This window comes from Brevibacterium sp. LS14, from assembly GCF_012027885.1.
Classification (GTDB): Bacteria; Actinomycetota; Actinomycetes; order Actinomycetales; family Brevibacteriaceae; genus Brevibacterium; species Brevibacterium casei.
This window is the reverse complement of record NZ_SJXG01000054.1, coordinates 1-4542: the sequence shown is the minus strand read 5'-3', so window position 1 is coordinate 4542 and position 4542 is coordinate 1. Positions and strand designations below refer to the sequence as shown.

General features: G+C 62.3%; 3 protein-coding genes. 2 read left to right on the top strand and 1 reads right to left on the bottom strand.

Going from position 1 to position 4542, the window contains the following annotated elements; all coding sequences use genetic code 11:
* Positions 1-1077, top strand: a 1077-nt coding sequence (locus EZE58_RS12480) for an IS30 family transposase (RefSeq protein ID WP_240941127.1), incomplete at its 5' end; no start/stop codon positions are given.
* A 1229-nt stretch (positions 1078-2306) separates the two neighbouring features.
* On the top strand, positions 2307-2621 hold the full coding sequence (locus EZE58_RS12470; RefSeq protein WP_009381335.1) for a hypothetical protein: 315 nt from the start codon (positions 2307-2309) through the stop codon (positions 2619-2621).
* 844 nt (positions 2622-3465) lie between these two features.
* Here EZE58_RS12470 and EZE58_RS12465 read toward each other — a convergent pair.
* A partial coding sequence (locus EZE58_RS12465; RefSeq protein ID WP_240941127.1) for an IS30 family transposase occupies positions 3466-4542 on the bottom strand: 1077 nt, incomplete at its 5' end.

The following is a 4542-nucleotide window of genomic DNA, read 5'->3' as shown; positions in this document are numbered from 1 at the left end:
AACACTCCCGGTCGGCGGGGGTCTGATCGGTGGAGTGTGCAGATGGCGCGGGTGGGGTTGTCGTTCAGCGACAGGTCGGAGATCTCGGCGGCCTCGAAAGCGGGCTGGTCGGTGCGGAGGATCGCCCGTCACCTGGGGCGTTGCCCGTCGGTGATCTCGCGGGAGCTTCACCGGAACTCGACGAAGACCCGCGGCTACCAGGCCGTGACCGCAGACGTCAGAGCGCAGCGTCGGCGAGCTCGCCCGCAGCAGCGGAAGGTCGCGGGGGATCCGGTGCTGCAGGCGAGGGTGGACGCCGACCTGGCCGCGTCCTGGACGCCGAACGAGATAGCGGGCCGGTTGCGTCTGGAGGCGACAGACCCGACCGTTGAACGCATGGCGAACTCTCCTGACGCACGCGGCCGAACCGTCTCCGGTGAGGCTATCTACCAGTACATCTACGCAATCCCGAAGGGTGAGCTCGCCCGCAAGGGCATCTTCCTGCAGTCCAAGCGGACCAAGCGCCGACCACGTACGACCGGGCGGACGCGCGGTGGCCCAATCGTAGGTATGGTCCCGATCGCGGAGCGAGGTGAGGACGCCGCCCAGCGTCGGGTGCCGGGGCACTGGGAGGGTGACCTGATCATCGGGAAGAACGGCACCTCGTGCGCGGCGACGCTGGTGGAGCGGATGAGCGGGTTCACCGGGCTGCTGGCCCTGCCCTCGAAACACGCCGAGCCAACCGCTGACGCGGTCATCGAGTTTTTCAACGACCTGCCCGAGATGATGAAGGCATCGTTGGCGTGGGACCAGGGCAGCGAGATGGCCCAGCACGCGAAGGTCTCCCTGGCCACGGCGATGCCGGTCTACTTCGCCGATCCCCACTCGCCCTGGCAGAGGCCCAGCAACGAGAACACGAACCGGCTCTACCGGGAGTATCTGCCCAAGGGCACGGTGATCCCCGATCACCAGCCCTACCTCACCACCATCGCCGAGGAGATCAACAATCGACCCCGCCGCCGACTGGGCTATCTCACGCCCACCGAGGCATTCGCTCGACTGCTCGCCGGCGAGCCCCATGTTGCTTCGACGCCTTGACATCGCCCCCACCCCCGCCTAAGTGAAAGTTTCAGCTTGATTCCGTGTCGTTAACGTGTCGCGACTTCACCTTGGCCAACATCGCGTTGTAAAGACTGGTGACCCAAGGAGCCCTATCTGTCGATATACCGGCTAATCTCGTCCGGGGAATATCGATACATGCCTCCTACTGCGATAGCAGCGAGATCACCTCGACCGCGAAGACGGTTGACATGCTGTACTGAGCAATTCAGTATTTCTGCCACCTGTTTCGCCGTGAGCAACCGTTCGAGATTGATCAACTCCGCTCACCTTCGCCGCCTGAACCGCGTCCGAATTCATGTCGATCGAGCCACTCGTCGACAGCTGATTGCCTTGTACCTCTTGTTCGCTTGCGCCACGAGGTGCCGACTTCAATCCATTTGGGTACACGGTCGCCTCCATCCCCACGATCGAGACCCCGGTCGTTGTGCAGCTTAGATTTCGAGCAACCGATCTGCTCGGCCACCTCATCATCGGTGAGAAGTCGGTTCATTTGCCCTCTCCCCCTCCCTGATCACTAACAAAGCGGAACCGGGTGATACCCCGGGCTTCAAGATCGCCGGTACTCGGGCCACGGAAAGTGTGGGTGCGTTCCGCAGCTTCGCGGGTCGTGCCCTCTAGTAAGCGGCGAACACCTTCGGTGAGAGTTCGACCGGCACGCTGAATTGCTTCGTCGTAGATGGACAAGCGGATCCTCCTGGTTGTTCTTCTGTGCGGACTCTCCCAAGCTTGAGGGATAGCACGGACACGACCGTGTTGATTGCTACGAATCCGACAAGCTTTGGCAATAAATCTGTGACGACATCAGTGCAGAGGCGAGTTCAGCGATTCGGCATGCACGAACTCTACTTCGAGACGAAAATCTCATCGCGTTCGGTCACCAGATCTGAGACCACAACTACGCGAGAGTTGAGAATATGGATGCAGGGACACTGGCCGGAATCGCCGCGATACTCTTCGGATTAGCCGCATTGATCAAAGCAACCACTGGCCTTCTGAGCCTCTTCATCAGGAAGAAGCAAAAGAAATAAGGGATCCCCGGTTAGAGCAAGAGCAAATTGCTCCAACCGGGGAAATCGGGTCCCTCATTCTACGTTCATGAACAAGGAATTCGCTACCATCGGCCTCGCCGTCCTCGACCTCAGCCCATGACAGCCGACCCGACCGCCTCGCCGCTGACAGAACCCGACCCCCACGGAGGAGACCCGATGTTCCGGCACCTCACGACCAGCCTGACGCTGCTCGCCCTCGGCTGGGCAGCCGATCCCACGTCGTCGCCGGGGCAGACCTCTGTCCCCCGCCGCACGGCGCGCCACCGCCGCCAGATCATCGACGGCTCCGGTTCGGGCTTTTCCCTTGCGCGAACCGGCCGCGATCATCTCGACCGTGACCGCCCCGATCGCGGAGACGTCCCCGGCTGGGTCCTCATCACACTCGCGACGGTGCCCACAGCAATCATCAACCTCGAAATGCCTGTTCAGGATCATATTGGCGGCGCCGACCAAAAGATCCGTGTGAGCTAGATCAAGCCTGGACTTTCGCCAGGAGAGTAAGTCCACAGGCGAACCAGGAGTTCGGGTCTCGATTCGATCACAATCTCGACATCGCTCGTGCATCCCTGCACCCTTTCGGTCGGCTACTGCTTAGTATCAACCCACCTCACTCCGACGCTCGGTCGCATCGTGGCTGCCGAGGCGGAGCTAGCAGAATTGGAATCGCGTGAAGCCACCCAAGGTAGTTCTGGCGATAGGCATGTCGATCCTGCTTGCCGCAGGCGTCTCGTCTCCCGCATCCGCAGAAGAAGACGAAGATGCGCAAATTGCCTCCTCAACCATGCTGCAGTACGAAGCATGGTCCGAAAGAGTCGAGACGGACGCACTCAATATGTCGGAAGAGGAAATCCTTCGACAGGCTGGCGACACCCGGGAGTACGTGGAAACGACGGTGACGCTCGGGGGCCAGGTCGCTTCTCGAAGTGCCGAATCATCCGAGGAAGAAAATGCCCGCTTCGTAAAGTGCACCGCGAGAATTGACTACCCGCATTACTCAAATGGAGCACGTGGAGCTATATACAAGACTAGGTACAAATGCGAGTCGAAAGGAGTCAGCACCAAAATCAGCCTGCGAGTCAGGGGCTTACTCAGTCTGTATCCTGCTGCCAGTTCAAGCTCGCGGCCGGGAAAGGCTCAGACAAGGGCTCGGAGCGATGCGAGAATTACACTCACGGCCAATACTGGGAGGTTCTCCGATCCATACTACACCCCGGTCGTGGGATCGAACGGCGGCAGAGGAACGGGCTTCTGGAACGGCACAAGCACGTGGATCATCACCAGCCACCCATCCCTCGCGGGCAAGCGAACGGCGATGTCAAGGCGTCGAAGCAACATGGGGCTCGCCGGCGAGCAGTCGAGCGAATGCCTCGGTGGGCGTGAGATAGCCCAGTCGGCGGCGGGGTCGATTGTTGATCTCCTCGGCGATGGTGGTGAGGTAGGGCTGGTGATCGGGGATCACCGTGCCCTTGGGCAGATACTCCCGGTAGAGCCGGTTCGTGTTCTCGTTGCTGGGCCTCTGCCAGGGCGAGTGGGGATCGGCGAAGTAGACCGGCATCGCCGTGGCCAGGGAGACCTTCGCGTGCTGGGCCATCTCGCTGCCCTGGTCCCACGCCAACGATGCCTTCATCATCTCGGGCAGGTCGTTGAAAAACTCGATGACCGCGTCAGCGGTTGGCTCGGCGTGTTTCGAGGGCAGGGCCAGCAGCCCGGTGAACCCGCTCATCCGCTCCACCAGCGTCGCCGCGCACGAGGTGCCGTTCTTCCCGATGATCAGGTCACCCTCCCAGTGCCCCGGCACCCGACGCTGGGCGGCGTCCTCACCTCGCTCCGCGATCGGGACCATACCTACGATTGGGCCACCGCGCGTCCGCCCGGTCGTACGTGGTCGGCGCTTGGTCCGCTTGGACTGCAGGAAGATGCCCTTGCGGGCGAGCTCACCCTTCGGGATTGCGTAGATGTACTGGTAGATAGCCTCACCGGAGACGGTTCGGCCGCGTGCGTCAGGAGAGTTCGCCATGCGTTCAACGGTCGGGTCTGTCGCCTCCAGACGCAACCGGCCCGCTATCTCGTTCGGCGTCCAGGACGCGGCCAGGTCGGCGTCCACCCTCGCCTGCAGCACCGGATCCCCCGCGACCTTCCGCTGCTGCGGGCGAGCTCGCCGACGCTGCGCTCTGACGTCTGCGGTCACGGCCTGGTAGCCGCGGGTCTTCGTCGAGTTCCGGTGAAGCTCCCGCGAGATCACCGACGGGCAACGCCCCAGGTGACGGGCGATCCTCCGCACCGACCAGCCCGCTTTCGAGGCCGCCGAGATCTCCGACCTGTCGCTGAACGACAACCCCACCCGCGCCATCTGCACACTCCACCGATCAGACCCCCGCCGACCGGGAGTGTT

Coding starts and splice junctions, on each gene's coding strand:
- EZE58_RS12470 (WP_009381335.1), top strand. CDS start 2,307: ATGTTCCGGCACCTCACGACCAGCCTGACGCTGCTCGCCCTCGGCTGG.